General features: G+C 69.0%; 27 protein-coding genes and 2 tRNA genes. 15 read left to right on the top strand and 14 right to left on the bottom strand.

Going from position 1 to position 26959, the window contains the following annotated elements:
* On the top strand, positions 1-231 hold a 231-nt coding region (locus tag VGI12_16710; protein ID HEY2434319.1), incomplete at its 5' end, for a transposase.
* A 439-nt stretch (positions 232-670) separates the two neighbouring features.
* Here the strand turns inward: VGI12_16710 and VGI12_16705 are convergent.
* From VGI12_16705 to VGI12_16695, 3 genes are all read right to left on the bottom strand, one after another.
* On the bottom strand, positions 671-1339 hold the full coding sequence (locus tag VGI12_16705; protein HEY2434318.1) for a hypothetical protein: 669 nt from the start codon (positions 1337-1339) through the stop codon (positions 671-673).
* 450 nt (positions 1340-1789) lie between these two features.
* Positions 1790-2317: a hypothetical protein gene (locus tag VGI12_16700; GenBank protein ID HEY2434317.1), complete on the bottom strand. Its 528-nt coding sequence runs from the start codon at positions 2315-2317 to the stop codon at positions 1790-1792.
* Between the two features lie 229 nt (positions 2318-2546).
* Positions 2547-2622 (bottom strand) — tRNA-Ala (locus tag VGI12_16695).
* 205 nt (positions 2623-2827) lie between these two features.
* Here VGI12_16695 and VGI12_16690 point away from each other — a divergent pair.
* Entirely contained in the window at positions 2828-3343 is a 516-nt protein-coding gene (locus tag VGI12_16690) for a DUF2780 domain-containing protein (GenBank protein ID HEY2434316.1), read from the top strand.
* Positions 3344-3702: 359 nt separating this feature from the next.
* Positions 3703-5289, top strand: coding sequence for an ankyrin repeat domain-containing protein (locus VGI12_16685; GenBank protein ID HEY2434315.1), 1587 nt, complete (start codon positions 3703-3705; stop codon positions 5287-5289).
* Here the strand turns inward: VGI12_16685 and VGI12_16680 are convergent.
* Entirely contained in the window at positions 5279-7021 is a 1743-nt protein-coding gene (locus tag VGI12_16680) for a hypothetical protein (protein ID HEY2434314.1), read from the bottom strand. The genes VGI12_16685 and VGI12_16680 overlap by 11 nt on opposite strands.
* 30 nt (positions 7022-7051) lie before the next feature.
* Between VGI12_16680 and VGI12_16675 the strand changes: the two genes are divergently transcribed.
* The 3 genes from VGI12_16675 to VGI12_16665 all read left to right on the top strand — a co-directional run bounded on the left by VGI12_16675 (position 7052) and on the right by VGI12_16665 (position 11665).
* The gene (locus VGI12_16675) at positions 7052-7525 is read left to right on the top strand and encodes a heme-binding protein (GenBank protein HEY2434313.1); all 474 of its coding nucleotides are present in this window, start codon (positions 7052-7054) and stop codon (positions 7523-7525) included.
* Between the two features lie 161 nt (positions 7526-7686).
* Positions 7687-9189 carry an L-arabinose isomerase gene (gene araA, locus VGI12_16670; protein ID HEY2434312.1) on the top strand — a complete coding sequence of 501 codons (1503 nt, stop codon included), beginning with the start codon at positions 7687-7689 and terminating at the stop codon, positions 9187-9189.
* Between the two features lie 40 nt (positions 9190-9229).
* Positions 9230-11665, top strand: coding sequence for an ABC transporter permease (locus VGI12_16665; protein HEY2434311.1), 2436 nt, complete (start codon positions 9230-9232; stop codon positions 11663-11665).
* A gap of 32 nt (positions 11666-11697) precedes the next feature.
* On the opposite strand, the gene VGI12_16660 is transcribed toward VGI12_16665, so the two are convergent.
* A complete protein-coding gene (locus VGI12_16660) occupies positions 11698-12321 on the bottom strand; it encodes a MarC family protein (GenBank protein HEY2434310.1) in 624 nt (207 codons plus the stop codon).
* Positions 12322-12383: 62 nt separating this feature from the next.
* Positions 12384-12974, bottom strand: a complete 591-nt coding sequence (locus VGI12_16655) for a nucleotidyltransferase family protein (GenBank protein HEY2434309.1) — start codon at positions 12972-12974, stop codon at positions 12384-12386.
* A 158-nt stretch (positions 12975-13132) separates the two neighbouring features.
* On the opposite strand from VGI12_16655, the gene VGI12_16650 reads away from it, so the two are divergent.
* Together VGI12_16650 and VGI12_16645 are read left to right on the top strand one after the other, a co-directional pair.
* Entirely contained in the window at positions 13133-13339 is a 207-nt protein-coding gene (locus tag VGI12_16650) for a cold shock domain-containing protein (protein ID HEY2434308.1), read from the top strand.
* 85 nt (positions 13340-13424) lie between these two features.
* Positions 13425-14051, top strand: coding sequence for a YdcF family protein (locus VGI12_16645; protein ID HEY2434307.1), 627 nt, complete (start codon positions 13425-13427; stop codon positions 14049-14051).
* 18 nt (positions 14052-14069) lie between these two features.
* On the opposite strand, the gene VGI12_16640 is transcribed toward VGI12_16645, so the two are convergent.
* The 7 genes from VGI12_16640 to VGI12_16610 form a co-directional block, all read right to left on the bottom strand.
* A tRNA-Sec gene (locus VGI12_16640) sits at positions 14070-14167 on the bottom strand.
* Between the two features lie 214 nt (positions 14168-14381).
* On the bottom strand, positions 14382-15074 hold the full coding sequence (locus VGI12_16635; protein ID HEY2434306.1) for an HAD family hydrolase: 693 nt from the start codon (positions 15072-15074) through the stop codon (positions 14382-14384).
* Positions 15075-15156: 82 nt separating this feature from the next.
* Positions 15157-15858 carry an ATP-binding cassette domain-containing protein gene (locus tag VGI12_16630; GenBank protein ID HEY2434305.1) on the bottom strand — a complete coding sequence of 234 codons (702 nt, stop codon included), beginning with the start codon at positions 15856-15858 and terminating at the stop codon, positions 15157-15159.
* Entirely contained in the window at positions 15859-16692 is an 834-nt protein-coding gene (locus VGI12_16625; GenBank protein HEY2434304.1) for a PHP domain-containing protein, read from the bottom strand. It abuts the gene before it with no gap.
* Positions 16693-16715: 23 nt separating this feature from the next.
* Positions 16716-17045, bottom strand: a complete 330-nt coding sequence (erpA, locus tag VGI12_16620) for an iron-sulfur cluster insertion protein ErpA (GenBank protein ID HEY2434303.1) — start codon at positions 17043-17045, stop codon at positions 16716-16718.
* Positions 17046-17191: 146 nt separating this feature from the next.
* A complete protein-coding gene (locus tag VGI12_16615; protein ID HEY2434302.1) occupies positions 17192-18313 on the bottom strand; it encodes a hypothetical protein in 1122 nt (373 codons plus the stop codon).
* Positions 18294-19856 carry a FumA C-terminus/TtdB family hydratase beta subunit gene (locus tag VGI12_16610; GenBank protein ID HEY2434301.1) on the bottom strand — a complete coding sequence of 521 codons (1563 nt, stop codon included), beginning with the start codon at positions 19854-19856 and terminating at the stop codon, positions 18294-18296. Before VGI12_16610 ends, VGI12_16615 begins: the two co-directional genes overlap by 20 nt.
* Positions 19857-19879: 23 nt before the next feature.
* On the opposite strand from VGI12_16610, the gene VGI12_16605 reads away from it, so the two are divergent.
* Genes VGI12_16605 through VGI12_16590 form a run of 4 tightly spaced genes read left to right on the top strand, consistent with a single transcriptional unit; the run spans position 19880 to position 24770 of the window.
* Entirely contained in the window at positions 19880-21286 is a 1407-nt protein-coding gene (locus VGI12_16605) for an aspartate ammonia-lyase (GenBank protein HEY2434300.1), read from the top strand.
* A complete protein-coding gene (locus VGI12_16600) occupies positions 21283-21954 on the top strand; it encodes a class I SAM-dependent methyltransferase (GenBank protein HEY2434299.1) in 672 nt (223 codons plus the stop codon). The genes VGI12_16605 and VGI12_16600 overlap by 4 nt, the downstream gene beginning before the upstream one ends.
* The gene (locus VGI12_16595; protein HEY2434298.1) at positions 21951-22814 is read left to right on the top strand and encodes a polyprenyl synthetase family protein; all 864 of its coding nucleotides are present in this window, start codon (positions 21951-21953) and stop codon (positions 22812-22814) included. The genes VGI12_16600 and VGI12_16595 overlap by 4 nt, the downstream gene beginning before the upstream one ends.
* Positions 22815-22859: 45 nt before the next feature.
* Positions 22860-24770, top strand: a complete 1911-nt coding sequence (locus VGI12_16590; protein ID HEY2434297.1) for an alkaline phosphatase family protein — start codon at positions 22860-22862, stop codon at positions 24768-24770.
* Positions 24771-24831: 61 nt separating this feature from the next.
* On the opposite strand, the gene VGI12_16585 is transcribed toward VGI12_16590, so the two are convergent.
* Positions 24832-25437, bottom strand: a complete 606-nt coding sequence (locus VGI12_16585; protein HEY2434296.1) for a biotin transporter BioY — start codon at positions 25435-25437, stop codon at positions 24832-24834.
* A gap of 18 nt (positions 25438-25455) precedes the next feature.
* On the opposite strand from VGI12_16585, the gene thiD reads away from it, so the two are divergent.
* Genes thiD through moaD form a run of 3 tightly spaced genes read left to right on the top strand, consistent with a single transcriptional unit; the run spans position 25456 to position 26959 of the window.
* Positions 25456-26250: a bifunctional hydroxymethylpyrimidine kinase/phosphomethylpyrimidine kinase gene (thiD, locus tag VGI12_16580; GenBank protein HEY2434295.1), complete on the top strand. Its 795-nt coding sequence runs from the start codon at positions 25456-25458 to the stop codon at positions 26248-26250.
* Positions 26250-26723, top strand: coding sequence for a molybdenum cofactor biosynthesis protein MoaE (locus VGI12_16575; GenBank protein ID HEY2434294.1), 474 nt, complete (start codon positions 26250-26252; stop codon positions 26721-26723). Before thiD ends, VGI12_16575 begins: the two co-directional genes overlap by 1 nt.
* A complete protein-coding gene (moaD, locus tag VGI12_16570) occupies positions 26714-26959 on the top strand; it encodes a molybdopterin converting factor subunit 1 (GenBank protein HEY2434293.1) in 246 nt (81 codons plus the stop codon). The genes VGI12_16575 and moaD overlap by 10 nt, the downstream gene beginning before the upstream one ends.

Genomic DNA, 26959 nt, shown 5'->3' with positions numbered 1-26959 from the left:
AAGCCGACGCAGAATGCGTACATCGAATCGTTCAATGGCCGGTTCCGCGATGAATGCTTGAACGAGAACTGGTTCACCAGCCTGGCGCACGCCCAGGTCGTCATCGAAACCTGGCGGCGTGAGTACAACGAAGAACGGCCGAAGAAGGGGCTCGGCGGGCTCACGCCCACCGCATACGCAAAGCAATTGACGGCGACGACGAAGACGGCGAAAGTAACCGCCGGACTCTAAGCGGATCCGCTACTGAAGGCGGGGAGACGTCAGCTGCGCTGGATCTATCCAGATTTCCCAGTACGAGCGACCGACAGACTCATCGAAGATCTCCGGCTGGATCCAGACGATATCGACCTCGATGTGTTGGCCGATGTAGCCTCACGAACCGGTCGCTCAATTCGTGATACAAAGTCAAACCCATTCCGCGGTGGAGTGAAGACCGCCGGCGACTTGGTCGCCTTCTTCTGCGCCCAACCGTCAGAGCGCTGACCGTCGCTTCTACCGTAACTGTGCCGACGGCGGATTGACGCTCCAACATCCGCGCGGTATCCTGTCTATCTCTAGCCGGTGCTCCAGAGCACCCATCCGCTTCGCGCACTTCCGCCTGCGGACTTCGTTCGCTCGTCGCTCTTGGGCCACGAACCGGACGCCCCACCCTGGTCGCCAGCAAACTCAGTCACGTCATTGCGCGTGACATCGTCGCGCGATGGATCGCGCGACGTGTGATGACGGCAGAAGCCTTCGTCAGCGCATTAACTGGGACGTCTCGGCAAATCCCGCGACGGCCTGAGCGCAACACCACAACAACCATTGCCAGATTGTGGAGTGCGTTGCGATGGACGAGATCTTTCCAGCCGGCGAAACCAACGACGAGATCTCGATGGAGCGGTGTCGCGAGCTGCTCGGCGAGGAAGCGATCGACTTGCGCGACGACGAGGTCGATCGAATCCGCCGCTGTGCCGACACCGTAGCTCAAGCCGTGATCGAGATGTTCCTCGACGAGAAGCGCCCGACGATTCACTAGCGCATGCGCACGAACTTGCGATCGCCGCACGGCGGGTCTATGCTGCCGGACATGGTCGGCGCGGTGATCTACGTGCGCGTCAGCACCAAGGAGCAGACCGAGAACCTGAGTCTGCCGACCCAGCTGAAGGCCTGCGAGGAGTACTGCCAGCGCCAGGGCTTCCACGTGCTCGCGCGATTCCGCGAGGAAGGGGAGAGCGCGAAGACCGCCGACCGCACCGAGCTGCAGAAGCTGCTGCAGTTCTGCCGCACGAACAAGGGGAATGTCCAGTTCGTTGTCGTCTTCAACCTGACGCGCTTTGCGCGAGACAAGTACGACCACTTCGCGCTACGCGCGCATCTGAAGTCTCTCGGGATCTCGCTGCGCTCTGCGACGGAACCGATCGACGACACGTCGACCGGCAAATGGATGGAAGGTGTGCTGGCCGCGTTCGCCCAGTTCGACAACGACGTGCGCTCCGAGCGAACGCGCGGCGGCATGAAGGCGGCCCTGGAGCTCGGACGCTGGACGTTTCTCGCTCCCCTTGGTTACTTCAACGCACACCGGACAACCGGGACAAGTCTGATTCCCGATCCGGAGCGCGCGCCGCTCATGCGAAGAGCCTTCCAGGATTTCGCGACGGGAAGGTTGACCAAGCACGAGGTACGCAAGAACGTCAACGCTCTCGGCCTAACGACGAGACGTGGCAAGCCGGTCCCGTCGCAGACATTCGACGCCATGCTGCGGAACCGCGCCTACATCGCGCAGATCGACGTGCCCGAGTTCGCAGTCTCAAGACGCGGCGACTTCGAACCGCTCATCACAGAGAGGATCTTCTTCCGCGTGCAAGGAATCCTCGATGGTCGCTACGAAGTGACCTCCCCGAAGCAGCGCAACGATCCGGACTTCCCGCTCCGCGGCTACGCCCGTTGCGAGACGTGCGGCAAACCGCTGACGGCGAGCTGGTCGAAAGGACGCAGCGACTACTACGCGTACTACCACTGTCGCGGCCGCTGTCGTGCGGTGAACATCACCAAGGCCAAACTCGAGGAGCTGTTCGTCGAGGAACTCGCGCGCCTGCAGCCAACAGCTGGCTTCATGCGCCTCGTCAAGGACCGGGTGATGCCCGCCTGGCGGGAACTGAAGACCGATGCCGCCCAACGGGTCGCTGAGATCGAGCGCCGGCAGAAAGCGATTCGCGAGAAGCTGGACCGTTTGGAAGCCGCGTTCCTCTACGAACGGTCGATCGACATCGACACGTACGACCGCCACCGCGACAAGCTGCGCGAGGAGCTCACGATCGCGCAGATGGACCGGCACTCTACCGAGCTCGAAGAAATGGACGTAGAAGGCATCCTGGCCTTCGCAGAACGCGTTCTACCGAGCGCGTCGAACCTCTGGGTCCAGTCGTCGTTCGCTCAGAAGCAGCGCCTGCAGCACGCGTTTTTTCCGGAGGGGATTCGTTTCGACGGGAAAAGGCTTGTTGGAACCGGCGTAACGCTGCCGGTTTTCAACTACTTGAGCGCTGTTTCGGGGTCGGAAAAAGAATTGGTGGACCTGACCGGGATCGAACCGGTGACCTCCTGAATGCCATTCAGGCGCGCTCCCAGCTGCGCTACAGGCCCATTTCGGGGAAAGTCGAACCCTCAGTGTACCCCAATTGACACCGGCACTGCCAGCCAATCGCGGTGGTACGCAGTGTGCTCTCAAGCGGCGCCACCGGGGCGCTAAGCGAGCAATTGCGGAGGAATCCGCTCCGCGGGCGCGCGGCGGTCTTCGGACACCTACGACATACCGGAGCCGGTCCGCGCCGGCAGCGAGGAGCGCAGCATGTTCGGTCACAGATTCTCACCCCGCGTTGGTCTGATCAGTGTCGCCACCTGTCTCGTGGCAACGGCGAGTCTGGCGCAGGCTCCGGCGGATGCTCCGAAGCCGAGCGCCGCTGCCTCCGCCGCCGCGAGCGCCAGTCCCGATCTGACGGCGAACCTGGCGAAGGAACTCGGCTCGACGCCGGAGCAGGCGGCCGGCGCGGCCGGCGCGCTCTTCGGCGTGGCGAAGACAAAGATGAGCGCGACTGACTTCGCGCAAGTATCGAAGGCGGTGCCCGGGATGCAGGCGCTGTTGAAGGCCGCACCCGCCGGCGGGAAAGGCGGCGGCAAGTCCGGAGCAGCGGCACTGGCGCAGATGGCCGGAACCGCCGGCGGACTCGCCAACGCCGCCACCGCATTCCAGTCGCTCGGCCTGAGCCCAGACATGGTGGGCAAGGCGATACCTGTACTCACCTCGTTCGTCACGAAATCGGGGGGCGCGGACGTCGGCAAGCTACTCGCCGGCGCCCTCAAGTAATTCGGATCCGCCGGAAGCACGCCTCCTCCGGAAAGCCGTGGCGGATCTCCGGTCCGCCGGAGGCGGCGCCCTCCCGCGGCCGTTCGCGCGCTGACGGACCCGATCCTCGGTGCGGTCCCCTGTCCAAACGGCTCCTCAGCGGGCGGACTCACAGCGAGCCGTCCGGCCGTCGAGTCCTCTCGGCGCCCTCGCTGCCGGTTTGACACGCGACGGCCGGGGCGCTAGTGTGATCGCGGGCGCGTAAAGGGCGCCCGCGGGTTCGCGCGAAGGGCCAAGCCCACCATCATCGCTGCTCAACAACGGCCACTGACCGCCGTGCCACCTGTCTGCGAACCACAGGGCCAAAGCATGGAGGTCGTATGCCAACGCGAGTACTGCCCGCCCGTCCGAATCTCGACAACCTGAAGAAGCAGGCGAAGTCGCTCCTCGACGCCGCACAGGCGCTGGACGCGACGGCGCTGCAGCGATTCACGGCGCTGCCATCACTCGTGGACCGCCCGGCCGCCGCAATCGACGCGGCGGCGCTGGCGCTGCACGACGCGCAGTCGGTCATCGCGCGGGAGTACGGCTTCGACTCGTGGAACGCGCTGCGCGAGGAAATCGAGGCGCGGACGCTGTCGCTCGACGCGGCCGTCGACGAATTCGTGCGTTGCGCGACCGACGAAGCAGCGGGGCGCGCCGACCGCCTGCTCGCGCTGCACCCCGGCATCACGATCGCGACCCTGCAGACCGCCATCGTCCTGGGCGACGCCGCCGCCGTCGACGCGCGGCTGACGCGGGATCCCGCTCTCGCCACGCAGGCGGGCGGCGTGCAGAAGTGGGAGCCGCTGCTCTACGTATGCCACACCGCAATGCACCGGGGCGAGCCCGCCCGGCTCGAGGCGCTCGTCGCCATCGCACGGCGCCTGCTGGACCTCGGCGCAAACCCGAATGCCGAATATCACTGGAACTGGCATCCCGAGCTGCCCCGCACCGCGCTCTGGGGTGCAGTCTGCGTCATCGGCCATCTGCCGCTCGCCGAACTGCTGCTCGACGCCGGGGCCAATCCGACCGACGGCGTGACGGCGCACATTGCCGCCGGAAGCGCCAACATCGCCGCGCTCGAATTGCTGCGCCGCTACGGCCTCGACCCCGACCGGAGTCCGCGCGGCGTGCCGCCTCTCGTATATTCGATGACCTGGGCGCGTCCGCCAGAGGGGGAATACTGGCTGCTCGACCACGGCGCCGATCCGAACCTCGCATGGGGCGAGGACGACGAAGCGCCACTGCACGTGGCGGCGCGCCGGTGGAACGCCGCGATGGCGGAACAGCTCATCGCGCACGGCGCCGATCTCGGACGCCGGCGAAAGGACGGCGCCACTCCGCACACCGTCGCCGCGCTCTACGGCAATGGCGAGGTGGCCGCGTGTCTGCTAAAGCACGGCGCGATCAGTGAGCTGTCGCCCCTCGAGCAGTTCCTCGCCGCCTGCGCGCGCGCTGATCGATCGGCCGCCGACGCGATGCTCGCGGCGGATCCGTCGCTGCCCCGGCAGCTCACTCCCATCCACCACCAGATGCTGCACCGACCCGCCGAAAGCGGTGACGCCGCAGCGCTCGACACGATGCTCGACTGCGGATTCGATGTGAACGCCCGCGACAAGGATCAGGTCACCCCGCTCCATCGCGCCGCGATGGGCGGACATCCCGACGCCGTTCGCGTGCTGCTGGCGCACGCCGCCGACGTGCACGCCGTGGACGGCATGTTTTCCGCGCCGCCGCTCGTCTGGGCCGTCGAGGGTCGGAGCCATAGCTCCGGGAACCACGATGACGGCTTCGTCGCCGCGGCCCGGCTGCTGATCGAGGCGGGTACGCCGCTCACATGGACGCCGCCGCCGGCCGCGCCGGACGTGGAGCGCACGCTCGACGGACTCGCGGCGCTGCTGCGCGACGCCGGGGTTACCGGATGATGCGCAGGTTCGTCGGCGCGCTCGGCACCGAGTTGAGCATGCCGAACGCGGCGACGCCGGTCGGCGTGCCGACGTAGACGTGGCCGTTCACGATCGTCGGGGTGATGAACTTGTTGCCGGCCCCGAAGCCGTCGCGGCCGCCGGCCGCCTGGGTGGAGTTGTACAACTCGAGTGCCAGATTCGCCGCGTCGTAGGCATGCAGGACCGCGGGATTCTTGTTCTCGACGGCCCAGACGATGGCGTTCACCGACCCGGACGCCGACACGCCAGGCGTGGTGCCCGGATACGCGAACGAGACCGCCGTGCTCGAGGACGCGGTCGCACCCACTCGAGCGTTGACGATCGGAAACGCCTTCAGCTTGGCGCCGCTGGCGCCGTAATAGAGGGTGTTGCTGAAGTAGGCGGGCATCGAGAAGACGGATCCGCCCAGCGCGCCGGCGATGTCCTGATAGTTCTGGTTCGCCGACGCATTCCATTTGCCCATCGCGTCGCGATCGACGACGTAGATGTGGCCGTCCTTGCCGGCACCGACCGCCAGATGGCGCGTGACGCCGTTGACGTCGACGAGATCCGGAAACACCATCGCGCCGCCGGAGCCGAGATCGGTGTCGGCGTTCGAGGCCGACACGGTGTCGAACGTCGCGAAATAGTCGGCGACAGACAGTCCGCCCGCCGTCGCCAGCTTGATGAAGGCGTTGCCGAAATCGCCGCTGCCCGGGAATCCGGCGCCGTTGAGGGTGGTGTCGAACGTGCCGTTGCCGTCGAGCACGTAGACATTGCCGAGCGGATCCGCCGCCGGGCCGGCGCCCGCCATCCACAAACCGCCTCGTGATCCGTTGGGGGTGAGGTTGAGGACAGCCGTTCCGGCCAGCGTGGCCGGATCGAAAGCCATCACCCAGCCGGTGTAGGGATCGATGTCGCAGTGGGACGTCCAGACGGTGACGATCCGTCCATTCACCTCGAGCAGGCCCGCGCGTTCTTCGTACTGCTTGGGATCGAAGGGGACCACTCCTCCAGAGCTGCCCGCGCCTGATCCCGGATACGTGGCCTGGACCGTCTGCGGGCCGCCGAACAGCTCCGTGCCGAGCACCACGTCGAGCGCGTGCAGCCGCTGGACGTAGCCGCCGGCCGACGTCTTCGACATCGCGATCACGTAGATTGCACCGTTGGGTCCCCGCGTCCGATCGATCACCGGCGTCGACGTGATGCCGATCTCCGGGGTCACCTGCGAGCAGCCGCGCGCATCACTGGTCGTCTCGCCAGCGCCGAGCAGCGACACGGACCACAACGTCGCGCCCGACGCGGTGTCGAAGGCATAGACCGAGTCGTGTTCGGTCGCGACGTAGATGACATTGCGGGCGCCGAGCCCTGGAATCGACACGCCGCTCAAATGAAGCGGCTGCGCGTCGACCTTGCCGTCGGTGTTGAAGAATGTCTGCTTGCCGAAGTTGGTCGCGTTCACCGTCGCCGGCGCCAGCGTGGTCTCGTTGAGGTTCCGGCCGGTACGTGCCACGTCGTTGTGATACGTGACCACGTCGGCGCCGCCGGCCGACATCATGTCGGGCCCGGATAGAACGAACACGGCAGCGATCGCCATCCACGCGAAGCTTCGGCGAAACTTGAACATGCCGACCGCGCACGCAAGCACCGGGCCGCGCGCCCCCAACCCGTTTTCCGGCCCGCGCAGGTCGCCGGCCGTCCACACCCTTACAGTTCTGAGTCGGGCGATCACGATGTTTAGTGTACGCTCTGCCCCAACCCGATGCGCATCACATATTCCATACTCCTGCTGTTCGGCTGGCTGCAGGCCGGCACGACGACGGTGAAAATTCTTCCTTACCCGCTGGCGCTCGAGGCGGCGCAGGCTGCGCTTGCGAGCTGTCAACCGGCCGGTCCGGCGGTCGTCGAAGTGATGGACACCGGGTCGAATCCCAAGGTGATCCTGGTCAGCGACGGCAGCCGCGCGAATTTGATCGAGTTCGCACGGCGGAAGGCCTACACGGTGATCAAGAAAGGTATGTCGTCCGGCCAGTTCGGAGCGCAGGTCGGACCGCAGGGACGTGGCGCGCCGCCGATCGAGGGGGACGCCAGTCTCATTACGTTTGCCGGCGGATTGCCGATCAGGATCGGCGACGAGATCGTGGCAGCGATTGCCGTGTCAGGGCCAAACGGGCCGGCGGCGGACGAAGCCTGCGCCACGGCGGGTGTGGAGAAGATCCGCGATCGCCTGAAGTAACGCGATCGGCTGAACCCGATGGACGAGCGGCGGCGACGGACGGGAGGAGTAATGCGAGCGATCCGGGCACCCGCACTTGGGGCCCGAGGCCACCGCCGCTCATCCTGGTTAGACTCCTCCGTCACTCCGGCCGTTTACTTCGTACGTGCTAGGCTCACCGCGTGATCGTCAGCAAGCCCCATCTGCAATTCTGGTTCGTCACCGGCAGCCAGCACCTCTACGGCGCGGACACACTGGACCGCGTCGCGCGCGACAGCCGCGCCATGGTGGACGGCCTGAATCGCGGCGGCGCGCTGCCCTATCCGCTGGTGTGGAAGCCTACGGTCACCACCGCCGATGACATTTCCGTGACGCTCGAAGCGGCCACGGCGGATCCGGGCTGCGGCGGGGTGATCACCTGGATGCACACCTTCTCCCCCGCCAAGATGTGGGTTCGCGGACTGTCGGCGCTCACCAAGCCGCTGCTGCAGTTTCACACCCAGTTCAACCGCGACCTCCCGTGGGCGGCGATCGACATGGACTTCATGAACCTCAATCAGAGCGCGCATGGAGACCGCGAGTACGCGCACATCACCGCGCGGCTCGGCCTGAAGCGGGCGATCGTCGCCGGCCACTGGGAGGATCCGGACACCGTCCGTCGCCTCGGCGTCTGGACGCGAGTCGCCGCGGCGGTGAGCGAAGGGCGCCGCGCCCGCTTCGCGCGGTTCGGCGACAACATGCGCGAGGTCGCAGTCACCGACGGCGACAAGGTGGCGGCGCAGATCCGCTTCGGCTGGAGCGTCAACGCCTACGGCGTCGGCGAACTCGCGCAGCGGGTCGCGCGTGTCTCCGCCGGCGAGGTCGACGCGCTCATCGACACCTACCGGAGGACGTACGCCATCGACACGGCGCTCCTCGACACGCCTCGACAGCTCGAGCGGCTGAAAGTGCAGGCACGCCTCGAACACGCGCTCCGTGGATTCCTCGAAGCTGGCGGCTATCTCGGCTTCACCACCAATTTCGAGGACTTGTTCGGCCTCGATCAGCTTCCCGGTCTCGCGGCGCAGCGGCTGATGGCCGACGGGTACGGGTTTGCGGGGGAAGGCGACTGGAAGACCGCGGCGCTCGTGCGCGCCATGAAACTGATGGCCGATGGCCTGCCCGGCGGCACCAGCTTCATGGAGGACTACACCTACCATCTCGAGACCGGCCGCCAGATGGTGCTCGGGTCGCACATGCTCGAGATCTGCCCGTCGATCGCCGCAGGGACGCCGCGCGTCGAGATTCATCCGCTGGGGATCGGCGGCAAGGACGACCCGGCGCGGCTGGTGTTCAACGCTGCCGCCGGCGAAGCCGTCAACGCCTCGCTGGTCGAGTTCGGCGATCGCTTCCGGCTGGTCGTCAACGAAGTGACGACGATCGACGCGCCGCACGCGATGCCAAAGCTGCCCGTCGCCCAGGCGGTGTGGATCCCGCATCCGGACTTCACCACCGGCCTCGAGGCGTGGCTCTGGGCGGGCGGGGCGCATCACACCGGCTACTCCACGCAGATCGGCGCCGAATACCTGCAGGTCTATGCCGACCTGCTCGGCATCGAGTTCGTGCGCATCGGGCGCGGCACCTCGCTCGAGCAGGTGCGCACCCAGATCGCGATCCAGGAACTGCTGGCTCGGCGTCAGAGCTAACGACCGGTTCGCGGTCATCGTCTAAGCGACGGGGGCTCGTGTGCGAACAATCACATCCGACATCCGTTGGGCGTTGCGGCTGATCCGCCGGCGGCCCGCACCTGCCGCGGCAATCATCCTGACGCTGGCCGGCGCGATCGCCGCCGTCACCACGACGATCGCGGTAGCGGCGGCCGTGCTCTGGCGGCCGCTGCCGTTCGCCCATGCCGATCGCCTGGTGTTTGCGTGGGAAAACACCGGGGCCAGCGGCGGGACGGAACCGGCCCGGGTCACCGGGTCCCGTTTCGGCGAGTGGGAACACGAGACGCGCGCCCTGTCGTCCGTCGCCGCGTTCGGCAGCGTCGGTTTTCTTGCCGAGGGAGCGAGCGGGCCGGCGATCGTCGACGGGGTCCGCGTCACGACCAACTATTTTTCGACGCTCGGCATCCGCCCGGCTCTCGGACGCGACTTCACGGCGGCCGATGGCGAGCCCGGCGCCACGCGCGTCGTGATCCTGTCATCCGGGCTGTGGCGCGATTGGTTCGGCGGCCGCGCCGACGTCATCGGCGCCGACGTCAGGCTCGCGCGCCTGCCCTTCACGATTGTCGGCGTGATGCCTGACGGCGTCTATCCCGCGTGGCCTGAGAACCCCGCCACCGTCACGCTCGAACCGGAGTCGCGGCGGCTGTGGGTGCCGATCGCACGGACGGCCGCGTTTGCCAGCAATTCGCGGGCGCACGTGCTCGGCGTCGTCGGGCGCCTCGCCGACGGCCGATCGATCGCCGACGCCGAGTCGGAGCTCACCGGGATGGCACACGCCTCGGACCCGGACGCGCACGGCGCCACACTGCGGCCGTTCCGCGATCAGTTCGTACGTGACGCGCGCCTCCCGCTCTTCGCGCTGCTGGGCGCGGCCGCGGCCGTGCTCCTGGTGGCGGCGGCCAACCTCACGGCGCTGCAGGGCTCCGGCATCGAGCAGCGCCGTACGGAACTCGGGGTGCGCGCCGCCCTCGGCGCCGGCCGCGCGAGGCTGGCGCGGCAACTGGTCACCGAGTCGGCGATGCTCGCCGCGGTGGCCGCCGCCGCCGGCCTTGCGATGTCGAAAGCGGCGCTCGCATACATCCCGTCGCTGCTGCCACCCTCGGTCCCGCTCCTGACCGCCCCCTCCCTCGATGCACGCACCCTGCTCTGTGTGTTCGCCGTGTCGGCGTTCGGCACGGTGATACTGGCGGCGTGGCCGTTCGTGCGGATGCGCCAATCGACGTCGCCGGCGCCGCGCGGCATGGCGCCGCTCGCCCGCAGCCGCTGGTTTCGAGTAGCGGTGGTCGCGCAGGTCGCCTTCACCATGGCGCTCGTATCGGCGGCAGCGCTCCTGCAGCAGTCACTGGACGCAGTTCGGCGGCAGCACGCCGGGTTCGCCGTCGACAACGTGCTGGTGGCCCGCGTGACGCTGGCCGGAACGGCTTACAACACGTCGACGGCGCGGGTGCTCACGGTCGAACGCGAGTTGACCGACGCGCTCGGCCACCTTCCTGGCGCCGCCGGCGCGGCGTTCGCCTACGACCATCCGCTCGAGGCGAGCTGGGTCGATGCCTTCACGCTCTCTGGTTCCGCCGCCAGCCGCGACGACGCCTCGAACGCCGCGCAGCTTCGCATCGTCAGCCCGTCATACTTTGCGACCATGGGCGTCACCCTCGTCAGCGGCCGCAGCTTTACCGAGCAGGACGACTATTCACACGACGGGGCCGCGCTGGTCAATGAGGCGTTCGCCGCGCGCCTGCAGGACGGTCCGGCCCTCGACCGCGTGCTGCGAACCGGATCCACCGCGGGAGCCCGGCCGGACGTCCGGCTGCCCGCGGCGTTCCGCATCGTCGGGATCGTCGGCAACGAACGGTTCAGGGGACTCGAGGCGCCGTCCGAGCCGGCCGTGTACATCAGCACGCGCCAGTTCCCCCAGCTGCAACTCGTGATGCTGCTGCGCACGGTCGCTGATCCAATGGGGCTGGCCGCGCCGGCCCGACGGACGATCCGGCGGATCGACGCCGGCCTGCCGGTCGACACCGTGTCGACGCTGTCGGCGATCCTGGCGGCACAGATGGTGACGCGACGGGCGACGACGCACGTGCTGAACGGCCTGGCCGCCGCGGCGGTGGCGCTGGCCGCGCTGGGCCTTTACGGGCTGCTCGCGCTGCTGGTGGCAAGCGGTATCCGGGACACCGGGATCCGCCTCGCGCTCGGATCGTCGCCGACGATCGAAGCGCGGCGGATCGTCCAGACTTGCCTCGGGTGGACGCTGCTCGGAGTCGCCGGCGGACTCGCGCTCGCGGTTCCGGCAGGGCGGCTCGTGCAGGCACTCCTCGTGGGCGTGTCGCCGGAAGACGGGCCGACGTTGGTACGAGCCGCAGCCGTGATCGCCGCGGCGGCGCTGGCGGCGGCGATGCTGCCCGCCTGGCGGGCGGCCCGCGTGGATCCGTCAGCGGCGCTCCGACAGGGGTGACTCAGGCCGCCTCGGCGCCTCGGCGCCTGTCGTCAGTGCGTCAGACCCGGCAGCAGACCGCCGATGCCGCGGCCGAGCAGACCGAAGCCGGTCGCGGCGACGAGGATCCCCATGACGCGCGTCACCACGTTGAGGCCAATCGGACCGAGGCGGGGCGCGATGCGGGCAGCCGAGCGGAACGCGATCCACATGATGAGCGCCGTCAGACCGCAGACGGCGGTAATGATCGCCAGGTCGCGCAGTGCCTTGAACGTCGTCGCTTCAACGATCACCGTCGTGATCGAGCCGGCGCCGACGGTGCCGGGGATGGCCAGCGGCACGATCGCCAGCGTCTTCCAGTGCGCTTCCGGCTCCTCCTCGGCCGAGGCTTCCTCGGCCGGTGTCAGCTTCAGTTCTTCGACCGACACCATGCGCAACCCATACTGCAGCAGGATCAGTCCCCCCGCGGCCTGCAGCATCGCTACGTTGATGCCGAGAACCTGCAGCACGAACCGTCCCGTCCACGCGCAGATGAGCAGGATGACGAGCACCGCGAACGCACTCTGGTTGGCCATCCGAGGCTGGATCGCTGGACCGAAGCGAGCCGACATCGAGGCGAACAGCACCGCGGAACTGATCGGATTCAGGATCGCCAGAAGCGTCGTTGAGAAGAGCACTACTTCGCGCAGGTGCACGGCGCCGCCATTCTAGTCTCATCCGAAAGGCGTCGCCGCACGCCCTATCGTGCGTCGCGCCCGATCAACCGCTGGTAGTCGTCGGGCGTGTCGATGTCGCGCATGATGCCCGGATCGGGGACCTCCAGGTTGTCGACGTCGAATGCGCGCACGACCGTCTTCGCACCGGCCGCCAGATCGGCGGCGCGCAGCGCGGGAAACACACTTCGCGAGAAGACGACCGGGTGGCCGTGACGGCCCCCGTGAGTGGCGCGGACGATTGGCGCGCGCGACAACGGCACTCGCGCGAGGAGAGCTGCAATCGTCGCGGCCGTGATGAGCGGCGTATCGACCAGGGCCACGAGGACGGCTTGGACTTCCGGGCCATCGAAGACGTCGAGGCCGGCCAGCAGAGACGAAAGCTGCCCCCTGTCAGGATTGCCATTGATGACGACCCGTCCAGGAGGGGCGGCGGCCACCTCCGCGACAATCGCGTCAGACCGGGGACGGACGACCACCGCGGTCGCCGTCACGCCACCCTCGCGCAGCGTGTCGAGAATGCAGCGAAGGAATGTTCGATCTCCGGTGCGCAAGAGCGCTTTGGGGGAGCCCATCCGGCTCGACGCGCCGGCGGCCAGGACGATGGCGGGGATCACCGAGTGGATGGTAGCCGTAAAGGGGTAAGACGCCCTAAGCCCTCGATTTTGTTGACTTTCGTGTAGGGATCTCCCTACACTGACGGCGTTTTGAGCTCAGCGTGTGGCCCGGGATGTTCCTGGGAGTTCGCACACCAGCGCTTCGGAGGACACGGGTTATGCCAACCGGGACGATTGCTCGGCTCCTGATTGACAAGGGCTTCGGCTTCATCCGCGACGAAGGAGGCATCGAGCACTTCTTTCATCGCAGCTCGGTCCGTGGGGCGGTGTTCGAGCTGCTGCGCGAAGGGCAGCGCGTGGAATTCACGCCGGAGGATTCCGGCAAGGGTCCCCGTGCCGGCGAAGTTCGTCTCATCGAGGACTGACGCGCGCACATCTCATGCCCGGTGCGGTGGATCGTTCACCGCACCCGGGTCCTTCCCGTTTCTCCTCTCAATCCACTGATTCGTGATGCAACCGGCCGTCCGCCGCCGCCTGGCGGGCCTTGCAGCGGCATTGCTCGCGTCCGGTGTGTGGGCGTTTCTCCACGCGGGGACGTACCTCCAGCACGAAGACGATCTTCGCCATGCAGACGCCATCTTCGTCCTGGCGGGGACGCGTTTCGAACGGGCGCTGGAGGGCTGGGATTTGTACCAGGAGGGGTACGCGCCCGCCATCCTCCTCAGCCCGGGGCAGGACGACGCGGCGGCGGCGATCGTCCGCGCGAAAGGGGTGCACGTCCCGGGTGAAGCCGAACCGGTCCGCGACGCGTTGATCGCGCTCGGCGCTCGACGCGACGCCGTCACGATCGCGGAGGGCGTGGTGGACAATACGGCGGCCGAGGCGCTCATGCTCGGTGAGACGGCGCGGCGCCGCGGCTGGCACGACGTGATCGTCGTCACATCGAAGTACCACACGCGGCGCGCCGGGTTCGCGATGCGGCGCGCGCTCGCGGGAACGGACCTGAGAATCATCATGCGCGCGAGTCGCTACGACGGATCCGACCCGGCGCACTGGTGGCGGCACCGGGGCGACGTCCGCTGGCTCATGCAGGAATGGCCGAAGCTGCTGGCCTATCGCCTCGGGCTGGCCAGCTGACGAGGACCTGGCGCGACGTGGCGGAAGCGCCTGAGAGTCGAACTCAGCCCTCCCGCTCAACGCGGGAGACAACCGGTTTTGAAGACCGGGAGGGCCACCGGGCCCCGTTCGCTTCCTCTTTATCCGAGGGGCTTCGCCCCTCGGACTCCCCTACACCGTCGCTCGCTCGCCGCTCCGCCGGCTCGCGCCGCTCCGGTGGCTCGCGTCGCTGCGCTCGCTCGCGATTTGGATCGCATCGGCCGCGCGATTTGGATCGCATCGCTGCGCTCGCTCGCCGATTGGATCGCGGCGCTGCGCTCGCTTGCCGATTGCCTCGCATCGTGCGCGTGATTATCCATCCAGGAGACGCAAAAAGGCATTGGTGTCTCCGAGATCGTCAAAAACGATGTCTGCTCCGGCCGAGCGGAGCTGCTCGACGGTATAGCTGCCGGTCGCGACGGCGACGGGGGTGGCGCCGGCGACGAGGGCGCACTCGATGTCGTTCGGCGTGTCTCCGACGACGAAGACGTCGGCGGGTCGGATGACGTCGACGTCGATCCCGTGGTCGCGGGCGCGCGCCGCGGCAATCGGCACCAGCTCGTTTCGATTGGCGGCGTCGCCGCCGAAGGCGCCCCACGCAAAGTACTTCCAAAGATCGAAGTGCTCCAGCTTGATGCGGGCCCCCTCGACGAAATTGCCGGTGAGGAGACCAGTCCGCACGTCGGCGCGCGCGGCGAGCGCGTCCAGCAGGGGGCGAATCCCGGGCATCACGTCGTTTACACCCTCGCCAGGGAACTGGATCTCCTCGGCAAGATGCGCGACGTAGCGGCCCCGCAGCTCGTCGAGCAAAGTGGCGTCGAGCGTGTGGCCGTGATTGCGGAGGATGTCGTCGAGAATGCTCCAGTCGGTGCGGCCGGCAAACGTGACCCCGGCCATCGCGTTCTCGGCGCGTACCAGATCCGCGCAGGCTCGATTCATCGCGCGCATGCCGGCGCGGCCGGTCAGCACGAGAGTCCCGTCGATGTCGAAGAGGATCAGATGCATTACTCGGTGAGGTCTGGAGCGTGAGACATCCCTTGATTCTACTTGCGGCGCATCGGGCGGCGTGGCCGACCGGCGAGGACGTTCACCACCCGAACAGACCTCGCCGGCGGGCCTGGAGCTCGCCGCTCGCGGCGTGCAGCACGAGCCGGCGCGACGCGGCGGCGGCGGCGAACCCGGCGTCTTCCGAGATAGCGAGCGTCGCGAGCGCACGCGCCCCGGCAACCCGGGCGACGGCTTCTCCGAACAGCCGTCCCTCGCTCTTCTCGAGCGTCGCGGTGGGGTGTTCCAGAATCAGCAGCACCGGATTCAGCATGACGGCGCGGACCAGGTGCGCGCGCATCTTTATCGCCTCTGACAGCGCGGCCAGCGGCTGATCGAGCCAGCGCTCGTCGATGCCAGCTTCGCGGGCGACCGAGGTCGCGCGGGCCGCCGCGTCGGCCGGCATTGGATCGATCTGCAGCGTCAGCGGCATCGCCAGGTTCTGCAGGAGGGTGACCGCATCGAGCAGGACGGCGCGGGGGCTGACGATGCCGAAGCGATCGAGCCAGGCGAGCCAGTCGTCGCCATCGGCAATCGCCGCCGTGCGGCGGCCGCCGACGCTCACTTCCCCTTCGTCCGGCACCGAGGCCCCGGTCACCAGATTGACGAGGACCTCTGCCGCGCCCGCGTCGAGCCCGGACAGCGAGACCCGCTCGCCGGGGTCGATCGAGAGTTGATTGATTCGCAGCGGGCGCAACGCGCTGTAGTGTTTGCGCACACCCGCGACGTGCAGGACCGCCGCCATTCAGCGGACGGCCCGCCGCCGCTCGGCCACAACGCGAAGCGCCTCGAAATCCGCCGGCGGCAGCACCACCGCCCCGAGCATCCCGGCGCGCCGGCCGACGTTACCGTGATAGTCCGACCCGCCGGTGACCGCGATGCCGAGCGCGGCGGCGAGCGCGCGGTACCGCGCTTCGGTGGCGGCGTCTTGATCGGAATGCCGCACCTCGATGGCGTCGAGTCCGCCGCCGACGAGCCCCGGAATCAGATCGTCGCGATCCGTCAGGCCCGGGTGCGCGAGCGACACGACGCCGCCGGCCTGGTGCACGACGTCCACCACCTCGGCCGGAGTGGCACCGCAGCGCGGCACGAACGCTGGAGCGCCCGGCGTGAGATAGCGCGTAAACGCCTCGTCGCGATCGGCGGCGTAGCCGCCGCGTACGAGCGCATCGGCCAGCTGCGGACGCCCGATGGTGCGGCCGCCGCCGGCGCCGCTGACGATAGCCTCGACGTCGACAGGACAGCCGAGCGCCGCCAGACGGTCGCCGATTTTACCGGCGCGTCGCAGGCGCTCCCTGCGCTGCCGATCGAGAAAGCCGCGGAGCGGCGCCGACTCGACGTCGATGAAGTAGCCGAGCATGTGCACGTCGCGGTCGTCCGCGACCGCGCTGATCTCGATGCCGGCAACCAGTTCGATGCCCGCGGCGCGCGCCGCCGCCCGCGCGGCGCATGAGCCGGCCGTCGTATCGTGATCGGTGATGGCGATGATGGTGAGGCCGGCGGCGCCGGCGCGCTCGACGAGCTCCGACGGCGACAGGCTGCCGTCGGAGGCGGTCGTGTGGAGATGGAGATCGATCAAGCGGAGCTTCCGCGTCGCGGAAGCTACACGCTGAACGACGAGCCGCAGCCGCAGGTCGACTTGGCGTTCGGGTTCTTGATGGTGAAGCCGCCGCCGGTGACGTTGTCGACGAAATCGACTTCCGCGCCGCGCAGGTAGCGCGCGCTGATCGGGTCGACCAGGAGCTTGACCCCGTTCGATTCGATGACGGAGTCGGTCGAGGCGTCCCCTTCGCCCTCGTCGATCATCAGGCCGTACTGGAATCCGGAGCAGCCGCCACCCTGGACGAAGACGCGCAGCCCCGCCTCGGTCTTGTGCTCCTCGCTGAGGAGCTCGCTGATCTTGGTCGCGGCAGATGGTGTCACGTTAATCATGATGCATAGATTATACACTGGGCCTATGGCAGATGCCCTCGCCTACGGACCCCCCCGCCGCACGGCGTCCGCGACCTGTTTGCGGGATAGAAGGCAGCTGGCAGTGGGCCGTCGCCGGTTACCGCCCACGGCTCACTACTGACGAGTTACTCGACCCGTTCCAGCCTCGCGTTCGGGCGTAGGCTCCGGCCGGCTTTGGCAAGGGGCCGGCCGTCCACCATGACAATGTCGGCGGTAAAATCGAAGCGGCCGGCAAAGAGCGACGAGCCGACGCCGTAGGAGTCGACCGGAACGCCCTCGCGTTCGAAACGGCGGATCTTGTCCGGATCGAAGCCGCCCGACACGGAGATCTGGACGCCGCGGAAGCCTTCGGCGTCAAGCGCGGCGCGGACGTTGCGCACCAGGCGCGGATTGACGCCGCGCGGATCGAAATCCCCCATGCCCGGCACGATCGAGCGATCGACCATAGCCTCCGAGGTGTCGAGGCGGACGCCGTGCAGGCGCTCGCCGAGCGCGCGTGCCACGGCCAGCGACGTGCCGACGCAGTCGTTGTCGAAATCGACGAGCGAGATGATCTGCACGTCAGGCGGCATCTGCTCGGCGACGGCCTTCGACGCCGCCACCGTGTCGCCGCCGAACGCGGCGATCAGCGCGTGCGGCACGGTGCCGATGCCCGACGAGCCCCACCATGACGCCTGCGCGTCGGTCGACACCCCGATCGCGCCGGCGATGTGCGCCGCGTAGCCGTCGCCGGTCTGCACCAGCCAATGGTCGAACCGCGCCGGGAAGAACATCACCGGCTTGGGCCACGCCGCCTCGACGACCAGCCGCGTGTTGGTGGACACGCGCGTGCGCCGCGCCAGCACGCCGAGGTAGAGCGTCTCGAGGTGCGCAAACGCCGCGTAGCGGCCGGTGATCAGGATGACGCTCTCGCGCGGCGAGATCCGATCGCCGTCGCGCAGCGCGCACACCTCCAAATCGCTCCACGCATGCCCGTCCGTCAGGCACAGCTTCAGGATCGCGATCGCCTCGTCGATGCCGCCGACCCAGGCCTCCTGCTTCTGGAACACCTGGATGGTGACGACGGGATCGCGGCCCGAGCCGATCAGCACGTCGCGCGTGCGGACGAAGTACTTGTCGGAGTAGTAGCCCGAGCGGAGACGATCGACCGGCAGCGCGAACCGCTCGGGCGGCACGCGCGCCGGCGGCCGCAGCGGCGGCGGCGGTGCGGGACGGTCGGTGATCGCGTCAGCCTCGGACGGAGGCAAGACGCGCGGCCGACGCGGCTTCCACATCTTTGTGCAGGCTGTTTCCGTGCGCGTCCATCGTGACGATGGCGGGAAAGTCGGTGACGTCGAGGTGCCACATGGCTTCCGGCGTGCCGAACTGCAGCAGCGAGACGCCTGCGACTCGATCGATGCAGCGCGCGTAGAACTGCGCCGCGCCACCGATGGCGTTGAGGTAGACCGCGCCCGACGCCTTCAGGCCGGCGAGCGTCTTCGGCCCCATCCCGCCCTTGCCGATGACCACGCGGACACCGTAGCGCTCGAGAATCTCCGCCTGGTACGGCTCCTCGCGGATGCTCGTCGTCGGTCCGGCGGCGGTGACCTTCCAGCCGTCCTCGCCGGTTGGCCTCGGCGCGCCCGCACGCTGTTCCTCCTTCATCACGACCGGTCCACAGTGATAGAGCACCGAGCCGCGCAGATCCACCGGCGGCTCATGGCTCATGAGATGGTGGTGCACCTGATCGCGGCCGGTGAACACGCGGCCCGAGATGAGCACGACGTCGCCGACCTCGAGCGCACGGACGTCTTCGTCGCGGATCGGCGCCTGCAGGCGAACTTCGCGCCCGGTGCGCGGAAAGCCGGCGGCCACCTGTTCGGGGGTCAGCAGCGGCTGCGACGGCCGGTCGCCGTCGCGATACAGCCACTCGGTGATCGCCCCGCTGTTGGCGTCGAGCACGACGCCGAGCCGGCGGAACGCCCAGCAGTCGTAGGCGACCGACACGAAAAAACTCGCCGGCAGGCGGTTGAGCGCGCCAATCTTGCAGCCGATGAGCGAGGTCGCGCCGCCGAAGCCCATCGGGCCGACCGCGAGCTGGTTCGCGGCGTCCATGACGGCGTCTTCCACCGCCGCGAGCCGCGGATCCGGATTGACGTCGTCGAGCGTGCGAAAGAGCTGTTCCTTGGCGTGGAGGTAGCCCGAGGTGCGGTCGCCGCCGACGCAGACGCCCACCGCGCCGGGCGCGCAGCCCTTCCCCTGGGCCTTCCACACCGCGTGCAGGACGGCCTTCCGCACCCCCTCGAGCGAACGATCGGCTCGGCCGAGGTGATCGAGATCGGCGGGCAGCGCGTACTGCGCGTTGGTGTTCTCGCAGCCGCCCCCTTTCAGGATCAGCTTCACCTCGATCGCCTCGCGCTCCCACTGCTCGACGTGGATGATCGGCGTGCCAGGGCCCAGGTTGTTGCCCGAGTTCTCGCCGGTGATCGAATCGACGGAGTTGGGACGGAGCTTGCCGAGCCTGGTCGCCTCGGCGACCGCTTCGCGAATCTGCTGCTTCATCCAGATCTGGTTGACCCCGACCGGCACCCGCACCTCGAACGTCGGCATGCCGGTATCCTGGCAGATCGGTCCTTCGCAGCTCGTCGCCGCGTCGATGTTCTGCGCGATGATCGTCAGCGCCTGGCCGGCGCGCGTCTCCGGAGCCTCGGACGAGAGCGCCAGCCCCATCGCCGTGCGCACATCGGGCGGCAGATCGGTCGAGGTACGGGCGATCAGACGCACCATGCTCTCGAGGAAGGACGGAAGCATACGCGCCAGTATAATTGAGGCAGATGGCCACGCGGATCGAGCGCGATCCTCTTGGCGAGCTGCCGGTGCCCGCCGAGGCGTACTACGGGGTGCAGACGCAGCGCGCCGTCGAGAATTTCCCGATCAGCGGCCTGACGGCGCCGGCGCCGCTCGTCACCGCGACGATTCTGGTCAAGCGGGCCTGCGCGCGGGCCAACGCGACCCTCGGCCGTCTCGACGCGACGATCGCCGACGCCATCGTCCGCGCCGCCGACGAGATCCTTGCCGGACAGCTCCGCGACCAGTTCGTCGTCGACGTCTACCAGGCGGGCGCCGGCACCTCACACAACATGAACGCGAACGAGGTGCTGGCCAACCGCGCGGCCGAGCTGCTCGGCGAGCCGAAGGGTACTTACCGCCGCGTCCATCCCAACGATCACGTCAACATGGGACAGTCGACGAACGACGTGTTCCCGACGTCGACGCGGCTGGCGCTGCTGCTGGTGCTGCCTGATGGACTCGGCGCTGCGGCGCGCCTCGCCGAGGCGCTCGAGGCCAAGTCACGCGAGTTCGCGCGATCGCTCAAGACGGGCCGCACGCACCTGCAGGATGCCGTGCCGATCACCTTCGGCCAGGAGTTCGGCGGCTACGCCGCCAACGTGCGCCACGCGGCCGGAGAACTGCAGCACGCCGGCGGCGCGCTGCACGAGCTCAATCTCGGGTCGACCGCCGTCGGCACCGGGCTCAACGCCGGCGACGATTTCACGAGCGCGGCGATCGATGACCTGTCGCGATCGGTATCGCTGCCGCTGACGCCGGCGCGCAACCGCTTCCGCGTCACGCAGAGCATGGGCGACGTGCTCGCCTATTCCGGCGCGCTGCGCCGGCTCGCCGTCGAGGTGGACAGGGTTGCCTCGGATCTGCGCCTGCTCAGCATGGGCCCGCGTGCCGGCATCGCCGAAGTGCAGCTGCCGGCCGTCCAGCCTGGGTCGTCGATCATGCCGGGCAAGGTCAATCCTTCGGTGCCCGAGATGGTCAACCAGGTCTGCCATCAGGTGTGGGGCTGCGACGCCGCGATCCTCGCCGCCACCGCAGCGGGGCAACTCGAGTTGAACGTGATGATGCCGGTGATCGCCTGGAACGCACTGCACGCGTCGTTGATTCTCCGCAACGCGATGCAGGTGTTCGCCGATCGCGCGGTGTCGGGCCTGCGCGCCGACGAGGCGCGCGCGCGCGAGCTGATGGATCGCAGCACGGCGGTCGCCACCGCCCTGAGCCCCTACATCGGATACGCCGCCACCGCCGAGATCGCCAAGGAAGCGGTCAAGACCGGGCGCTCGATCGCGGAGATCGTCCGTGAACGCCGGCTGCTGCCCGACGCGCAGCTCGACGACATCCTCTCGCCCGAAGCCATGACCTCGCCCGGCATCCCCGGACGCAGGCCTGCATGACCCGCGCGGTCGTCCTGACGCTCGTGTTGCTGTCGGCGGCTACGGCCGGCGCCCAGAAGACAGCGCAGCCCGACAAGCGGCCGCGACTGTTTCCGCCGACGGAGCTCGGTCTCCTGGAAGGTCCCGATCGCGACGCCTGGCAGCGTCCGGATCAGATCATGGACGCGCTGCAGATCGGTGAGAGCAGCGTGGTGGCAGACCTGGGCGCGGGCGGCGGGTGGTTCACCGTCCGCCTGGCGCAGCGGGTCAGGCCCAACGGGCTCGTCTACGCGGAAGACATCCAGCCGCAGATGATCCAGGCGATCGAACGGCGCGTGCAGCGCGAGGGCTTCGCGAAGAACGTCATCACGGTGCGCGGCACCGCCGACGATCCGCGGCTGCCCGGCGGCACGCTCGACGCCGTCCTCATCGTCGATGCCTATCACGAGATCGAGCGTCCGATCACGCTGCTCACCAACGTCCGCGCGTCGCTGAAGCCGACCGGCGTCGTCGCGATCATCAACTCGAAGAAGGACGGCGGCGGACCCGGCCCGACCATGGACGAGCGCATCGATCCGGAGACGGTGATCGCCGACGCCGCCGCGGCGGGGCTCGAGTTGCGCAAGCGCGAGAACTTCCTGCGCTATCAGTACATGCTGACGTTCGGCCCGGCGGCCTCGGCGCGATGAGAGGACTGCCGCCGTTCTTCGCCGACTACCATCGCCTGGTCGCCTCCGAACTGCAACGGCTGCTGCCGCCGGGCGGCGGCCGCGTCGATCAAGCGATGGCTTACACCGGACTGGCGCCGTCGAAACAGGTCCGCGCGGTGCTGGTGCTGCTCTCCGCCGAACTCTGCCGCGGCCGCGCCGATCGCGCCGTGCCGGCCGCCGCCGCCATCGAACTCGTTCACGCCTCGTCGCTCATCCTCGACGATCTACCGGCGATGGACGACGCCCCGCTGCGGCGCGGCAGGCGCGCCAATCACCTCGAGTTCGACGAAGCCACCGCCATCCTCGCCGCGACCGGCCTGCTCAACCTCGCTTACGCGACGCTGCCGCAGGCTTATCCGCCGCCGCTCGCCACTAACCTGACGGCGGTGCTGGCCGGCGCCGTCGGCACGGCGGGCCTGATCGGCGGGCAGGCGCTCGATCTCGAAGCGACCGATCAGGCGATCACCTTCGAAGTGCTCGAGCGGATCCACCGCGGCAAGACCGGCGCGCTGTTCGTCGCCGCCACGACCTGCGGCGCGCTGACCGCCAACGCCGCCGCCGACACGATGGCGGCACTCTCGGCCTACGCCAAAAACCTCGGACTGGCGTTTCAGATCGTCGACGACCTTCTCGACGTGGCGGGGTCGACCGCCGACACCGGCAAGGCGGTCCGCGCCGACGCCCGCAAGACGACGTTCGTGTCGTTCAGCGGCGTCGAGGGGGCGCGGCAGCTCGCGGCGGAGCTGTGCGGCGCGGCGGATCGAGCCCTGGCGCCGTTCGGCGCGCGCGCCGCGCGGCTGCACGAACTGTCCGCCTTCGTCGCGGCGCGGCGATTGTAGCGGCGCGCTGCCCCTCCTGGCTTCCAGCTACACTTACAGCCGCGGATGAACGACGAGCGGGTTGACGAGCTGCGCCAGCAGTTGAAGGCGCTCGGCTATCTCGATGCCGGCGTCGATCGCTTCGTGCTCGGCGGCACACGCGAGCGGCGTGGGCCGATCGCCGTCGCCGCGCGGACGAGCGTGCGCGTCGGGTTGCTGGGCGGAGCGTTGCTCGGACCGTCAGCGGCGCTCGGCCTGGGGGCGCGTCTGCCAGGCCTGCTTGGCGGCGCCCGCGATGCCGCCGTCCTCGCGCTCTATCTCGCGGTGTTCTTTCTCGCGACGATCGCCGCGGCCTCGTTCGTCGTGAGCCTGGCGGCCTCGTTCGCGCGCGCCGGGTCACGCGCGGCCGCCTGGATCGTCAGCGTGGGCGCGCTCGCGTATCTGACGCTCTGGTGGCGCAACGCGAACGCCGGATTCGGCTGGAGCGCTCCGGCGTGGACAGCGTTCGCCCTGCTGGTTGCGGTGGCGATCAGCCTGCTGGTCGGCCACGCCGTCCGGATCGCGACGCTGGCTGTATTCGCCGCACGCGCGACCGGCGCCGAGCTGCCGCCCGTGGCGACGCGATCGTGGCGGGTCATCGCCGCCGGCGGCGCCCTGGCGTTTGCCGGCGCCGCGGTGCTGCTCATGGCGACGACCTCGGCAGACGGCGCCGCGCCGGCCGCGGCTCCGCACCTGGCCGTCGTGTCGAAGGGTGCGACCGTCAAGGTTCTGGCCATCGACGGCATCGATCCAACGCTCGCCGACACGCGCGCCTGGGCGCGCCCGTGGGGATACCGCGGCGTCCGTTTCGCCGTCGATTACGGCGACACCGCGGATCCGGCGCGGACATGGACGACCGTCGCGACGGGCGAACTCCCGGACGTGCACGGGATCCACGCGATCGCGGGACGCCGCGTCGCCGGACTTCGCGGAATGCTCTCGCCTGAAGCGAGCGGCACCGGTCGAGTGCTGCAACAGGCGACCGACCTGATCCGCCTGACGCAGCCATCCATCGCCAGCCGCGCCGAACGCCGGGTGATGACGTTCTGGGAAGTCGCGGCGGCCGCCGGTTTGCGCGGCGCCGTCTTCAACTGGTGGGCGACCTGGCCGGCGACGGCGTCGAGCGGCATCGTCGTCTCGGATCGCGCGGTGCTGCGGCTCGAGCACGGCGGCGCGCCGGATGCCGAAATCTCGCCGGCGGCCGCGTATGCCGATCTCCGATCGCACTGGCCGCAGATCACCAGGGACGCGCAGACGCTCGCGGCACGCCGGTTCGCCGATCTTGCCGATCGTGACGTGGCCGCGATTCTCGTGCGCTCCGCGACGCTCGATGCGATCGTGCTGGGGATGGACACCGCGCTCGCGGAGAAGAACCGGGATCTCGACGTGGTCTACCTGCCCGGACTCGATATCGCGCAGCATGCGTTCTTCGGCGAGCGCGACCGGCCCGCCCCGTCAGCGTCGGCGTTGGCGGCGCGGCTCGCGGCGCTGCGGGCGTATCACGATTTCCTGGGGGAACTGGTCGGCCCGTGGCTGCGGCCGCTGAACACACAGATCGTCGTCATCATCACGGCACCAGGGCGCGTCGCTTCGAACGGCGCGGGACAGCTCACCGTCGGCACATGGAGGGCGCCGCCCGCCATGGACACTCTTTCGCCGCCGCGCAACATGGACGCCGTAGACGCGGAACCGCCGTTCGACGAGGTTCCCAATCCGGTCGGTTCCGTGGACATCGCCCCGACCGTACTCAATCTGCTGGGGATCCCGATCAGCCGCGAACTTCCCGGCATCGCCCTGCCGGCGTCGCCGCTGGCCCCGCCGACGGGACGCTTCGTGGCCACCTACGGCCGGCCGGCAACCGAAGATGCGGCGCGGGGTGGACGGCCGCTCGATCAGGAAACGATCGATCGCCTCCGAAGTCTCGGCTACATCAAGTAGGAGACTGGAGGTCGGGTTCCGGAGGCTGGGGTCCGCGCGGGTCGCGCGGCGCGAGAATCCGTCAGCGCAGGAATCGCCACGCCGCGGGCAGCACAGTCGCGGCGAGGAGGATCTTGATCACGTCGGCCGGCAGGAACGGCGTCAGCCCGGTGGCCACGGCCGCCGACACGCCGAGGTGGGGGACGCCAAACGCCAGCCAGCCCACGCCGCAGGCGAAGATCAGAGCCAGGCCGGCCGCCATCGCCAGCACCGACGTCAGATACCGGCGATCGAATCCGCGGCCGGCGAGCGCCCCGGCGACAAACGCCGCGAAGGGATAGCTCATGAGGAATCCGCCAGTTGGGCCGAGCAGGCGGAGGAATCCCTGCGGCAGCACAGGCGAGGCCGAGAATACGGGCAGACCCGCGATGCCGGCCATGAGATACAGGATCTGGCTGGCCATGCCGAGGCGCGGCCCGAGCGCGGCGCCAGCGAGCAGCACCACCATCGGCTGCAGTGTGAACGGCACCGGCGTAAACGGCAGCGGAATGCTGACCTGCGCGGCGGCGATCGTCGCGACCGTGGCAAAAACCACCGAAGCGCCTCGCAATGGCGTCGACAGGTCGGCGCGGCCGGCGATGGCCTCCAGCAGGGTCCCGTTGGCGAGAGACTCGACACGAGCGGACATGGACCAGAATTCTAGCGTATGCCTACAGCACTGACAATCGCCGGCAGCGACTCGGGCGGGGGGGCGGGCATCCAGGCGGATCTGAAGACATTCGCCGCGCACGGCGTCTACGGCACGAGCGCCATCACGGCCGTCACGGCCCAGAACACCCGCGGCGTGCGCGCCTGGGAGGCGGTGTCGACCGAGCTGGTCATCGCCCAGATCGAAGCGGTCGCCGCCGATCTCCCGCCGGCCGCCGTGAAGACCGGCATGCTGGCCAGTGCCGCCATCGTCGAGGCGGTGGCGGCTACGATCGCCGCCCTCGAGCTGCCCAAACTCGTCGTCGATCCGGTCATGGTCGCCAAGGGCGGAGACCGGCTGCTCGACGAGAGCGCGATCGCGACGATCCGCGTCGAGCTGCTGAAGGCCGCCGAAGTCGTCACGCCGAACGTGCCGGAGGCGGAGGTGCTCGCCGATATGCGGATCGGCGATGTCGCCGCCATGCATGCGGCCGCGCGGCGGATCCTCGCGCTGGGCCCGCGCGTCGTCGTCCTGAAGGGGGGCCATCTCGACGTCGGGCCCGAGGTCGTCGACGTGGTGTGCATGCGGCACGCGACGTTCGAGCTGCGGGGGCCGCGCCGCGCCACGCCGCACACGCACGGCACCGGCTGCACGCTCGCGTCGGCGATCGCGGCGCGTCTGGCCCGCGGCGACGACCCGGAAGCGGCGATCCGCGGCGCGCGCCACTACGTCGACGGGGCGATTCGACACGCGCCGGGTCTCGGGGGCGGACACGGGCCACTCGGACATTTCTGGGCGGGTATACTGAAGTGATGCAGTCCCGTCACTCGATGTCCGCGGCGCCGCTGGACGCGGCGGCGGTGACGGCGGCGGTGGCACGGGACGGCGACGGCGCGGTCGCGACGTTCGTCGGGCTGGTCCGCGATCACAACGCCGGACGGCAGGTGCTGTGGCTCGACTACGAGGCGTACGCGCCGCTCGCGCTGAAGGCGTTCGCGCGCATCGAGGCAGAGGCGGCCGGACGCTGGCCCGAGACACGCCTGGCGATCCACCACCGCACCGGGCGCGTCGCGATCGGCGAGGCCAGCGTCGTCATCGCGGCGGCGTCGCCGCACCGCGTCGAGGCGTTCGCCGCCTGCCGCTACGCGATCGAGCGCGTCAAGCAGATTGCGCCGATCTGGAAGCACGAGCACTTCGTCGGCGGCGAGGTGTGGATCGAGGGGGCGACGGCCGACGTCGCCGACGCGGGGGCGCAGGCGGCGGCGCTGGAGCGGGCGTGTTCGTGACGGTCCGCCTGTTTGCGCGGCTGCGCGAGCTGGCGAGCCGCGACGAGCTGCGGCTCGAAGTCGACGAGGGCAGCACCGCGCGCGACGTGTGGAGCGCGCTGACGCGCCAGTTCCCGCCGCTCGCCGACTACACCCCGGCGGTGTCGGTCGCGGTGAACGAGGAATACGCGCGGCTCTCCGCGAGCGTGCGCGACGGTGACGAGATCGCGTTCCTCCCGCCGGTCTCGGGAGGCTGA

The sequence above is a fragment of the Vicinamibacterales bacterium genome, from assembly GCA_036496585.1.
GTDB lineage: Bacteria > Acidobacteriota > Vicinamibacteria > Vicinamibacterales > 2-12-FULL-66-21 > JAICSD01.
This window is presented reverse-complemented; position numbering and strand designations above follow the sequence as displayed.

Bases quoted from the DNA above. Each gene is read 5' to 3' on its own strand.
- VGI12_16690 (HEY2434316.1), top strand. From the start codon at position 2,828: ATGTTCGGTCACAGATTCTCACCCCGCGTTGGTCTGATCAGTGTCGCC.
- VGI12_16685 (HEY2434315.1), top strand. From the start codon at position 3,703: ATGCCAACGCGAGTACTGCCCGCCCGTCCGAATCTCGACAACCTGAAG.
- VGI12_16675 (HEY2434313.1), top strand. From the start codon at position 7,052: ATGCGCATCACATATTCCATACTCCTGCTGTTCGGCTGGCTGCAGGCC.
- VGI12_16650 (HEY2434308.1), top strand. From the start codon at position 13,133: ATGCCAACCGGGACGATTGCTCGGCTCCTGATTGACAAGGGCTTCGGC.
- VGI12_16645 (HEY2434307.1), top strand. From the start codon at position 13,425: ATGCAACCGGCCGTCCGCCGCCGCCTGGCGGGCCTTGCAGCGGCATTG.
- VGI12_16635 (HEY2434306.1), bottom strand. From the start codon at position 15,074: ATGCATCTGATCCTCTTCGACATCGACGGGACTCTCGTGCTGACCGGC.
- VGI12_16630 (HEY2434305.1), bottom strand. From the start codon at position 15,858: ATGGCGGCGGTCCTGCACGTCGCGGGTGTGCGCAAACACTACAGCGCG.
- erpA (HEY2434303.1), bottom strand. From the start codon at position 17,045: ATGATTAACGTGACACCATCTGCCGCGACCAAGATCAGCGAGCTCCTC.
- VGI12_16610 (HEY2434301.1), bottom strand. From the start codon at position 19,856: ATGCTTCCGTCCTTCCTCGAGAGCATGGTGCGTCTGATCGCCCGTACC.
- VGI12_16605 (HEY2434300.1), top strand. From the start codon at position 19,880: ATGGCCACGCGGATCGAGCGCGATCCTCTTGGCGAGCTGCCGGTGCCC.
- VGI12_16600 (HEY2434299.1), top strand. From the start codon at position 21,283: ATGACCCGCGCGGTCGTCCTGACGCTCGTGTTGCTGTCGGCGGCTACG.
- VGI12_16595 (HEY2434298.1), top strand. From the start codon at position 21,951: ATGAGAGGACTGCCGCCGTTCTTCGCCGACTACCATCGCCTGGTCGCC.
- VGI12_16590 (HEY2434297.1), top strand. From the start codon at position 22,860: ATGAACGACGAGCGGGTTGACGAGCTGCGCCAGCAGTTGAAGGCGCTC.
- VGI12_16585 (HEY2434296.1), bottom strand. From the start codon at position 25,437: ATGTCCGCTCGTGTCGAGTCTCTCGCCAACGGGACCCTGCTGGAGGCC.
- thiD (HEY2434295.1), top strand. From the start codon at position 25,456: ATGCCTACAGCACTGACAATCGCCGGCAGCGACTCGGGCGGGGGGGCG.
- VGI12_16575 (HEY2434294.1), top strand. From the start codon at position 26,250: ATGCAGTCCCGTCACTCGATGTCCGCGGCGCCGCTGGACGCGGCGGCG.